At 35.1% G+C, this 1,911-nt stretch carries 2 protein-coding genes; both read left to right on the forward strand.

Going from position 1 to position 1,911, the window contains the following annotated elements; translation table 11 throughout:
* Nucleotides 1–285: 285 nt before the first annotated feature.
* The gene (locus V7K69_RS29135; RefSeq protein ID WP_335041000.1) at nt 286–777 is read left to right on the forward strand and encodes an orange carotenoid protein N-terminal domain-containing protein; all 492 of its coding nucleotides are present in this window, start codon (nt 286–288) and stop codon (nt 775–777) included.
* Between the two features lie 532 nt (nt 778–1,309).
* A complete protein-coding gene (locus tag V7K69_RS29140; protein ID WP_335041002.1) occupies nt 1,310–1,759 on the forward strand; it encodes an orange carotenoid protein N-terminal domain-containing protein in 450 nt (149 codons plus the stop codon).
* Nucleotides 1,760–1,911: the final 152 nt, after the last annotated feature.

The raw sequence follows: 1,911 nt of genomic DNA on the forward strand, positions 1-1,911 counted from the left end.
AATTAGTTTGGTGTCTGCTTCTTTTGAACTCTAACTCTTTGATGTCAATGGGTTTTACTTTCTTGTAATTTGCGATCGCCCCGTGGTCGATTACGTTTTATATTGCATTTGCATCTAAGTTTAATTATTCCTTCTAAAGTGAGACTATACTTTCCCCGATTTATGTTTTGTTTATAATTATTCTTCTTTCTGATTTTAATACCTATGTCTTCAGTGGGGTAAAACGTTAAATATACATTTGATAACGTTGTTAATAGCACTCATAAATTCCAATTGGAGTTCATAATGACATACACACAAACTAGCGATCCAACTATTCGGGAACACGTTCAGGCTTGGCAACAGTTGGATGTGGATCAACAACTGGCTTTGTTTTGGTTCATTTACAAAGAAATGGGTGGCTCAATTACACCAGCGGCTCCTGGTGCTAGCACTGTTTCTCCAGAAATCGCCGAAGGTTTGTTTAATCAAGTTAAGGAATTATCTCACGAACAACAATTACAAGTTCAGCGTGACTTGATTAATAAAGTGGATACCCAAATTTCTCGTGAATATGGTTCTTTGGGTGATACTACCAAGCTACTATTTTGGTATCGATTATCTCAAGGTATGGATAATGGCACTATCATTCCTGTACCTTCTGACTATGAACTACCTTCAGAATCTAAAGCGTTATTTGGTAGAATTCAAGGATTAGGCTTTGAGCAACAGATTACTCTTTTCCGTGATTATGTGTCGCCAATGGGTGCTGAAGCAAAAGCAGGTGCTGGAATTTAGTAGTTTTTAATTTTTTAGGCTGCTTGAGGTTATCTATTTAGCCTCTAAATGAGGATAAGACGGTTGTTATAGGAAGTTTATTTACTTGTAGAGTCCTGTACAAACATCTATCTATACCTCTCTTCTTAAAGTTTTCTATATCTGCCAGTCACTTAATATAAATTAAAACTTTAATGACTGGCGGGTTCATTTTTTCTTGATAAATAAACACAGAGTAAAAATAAAACTCTTACCTTGTGAGCATTTATTTCATGAGGTCAGTTGCACTCTACAGTCCTAATGCCCTTTATTTTGTAGTCAATATATTAAAAGAATTATATTGAAATTAATCTATCTTTTGGTTGGGTTAAATACGTTTTTTTGCATTAATATCTATCTTTGTATAGTTTTTCGTTTAAAATTAAAAGCTTAAAATCAATCATTTCTACTTATGTTGATTAGTAAAGCCATAGTATAACTGGTTCCAAGCAAAATTATAATTTTCACTTAAAATTTTTGAGTTAATTAAGTTGTTAATTACTTTGAGGTACTTATGACTTCTACAAACGTCAACTTTTTAGAACAAAGCGTATCAAAATTTCAGCGTTTGGATGCAGACGATCGCTTGACTGTCTTAGCCTTACTTTATACTGAAATTTGTGATGAAATTCCGTCGCTGTGTCTCAATAATGTACCAAATGAAAACACTGCAAATTTAGTTGCACAAATTCAAAACCTGCCACAGGCGGAACAGTTGTTTGCTTTGCGTCAGTTGCTAAACCAAGATGAAATAGGACAAACAGCAATTCCTACTGAAGAGTACGCTTCAATGAACGTTGATGATAAATTGGCTTTTTGGTATCATCTCGCCCAAAACTTGGGAACTACAATTATCGGTGTACCAGATGACTATATACCTTCTGAAAAAGCTACAGAAGTAATAGATTTACTTCACACACCCAACATTGAGGATTTAGTGACTTTCTTCAAGCAGGTGTTGTAATATAGCAATCCCGAATGAGTTGTGAAAATCGAGAGACTTAGATCCCCGACTTCTTTGAGGATGCTGTTGGCGAATAGGGGGTCTTACCCCTCAAAAGCAATGCAGTTTGAGAATAACAGAGCAATAAGTTAACAAACCTAAAAAGGAGCGCT

This window comes from Nostoc sp. (assembly GCF_036917775.1).
Lineage (GTDB): Bacteria > Cyanobacteriota > Cyanobacteriia > Cyanobacteriales > Nostocaceae > Nostoc.

Coding starts and splice junctions, on each gene's coding strand:
- V7K69_RS29140 (WP_335041002.1), top strand. CDS start 1,310: ATGACTTCTACAAACGTCAACTTTTTAGAACAAAGCGTATCAAAATTT.
- V7K69_RS29135 (WP_335041000.1), top strand. CDS start 286: ATGACATACACACAAACTAGCGATCCAACTATTCGGGAACACGTTCAG.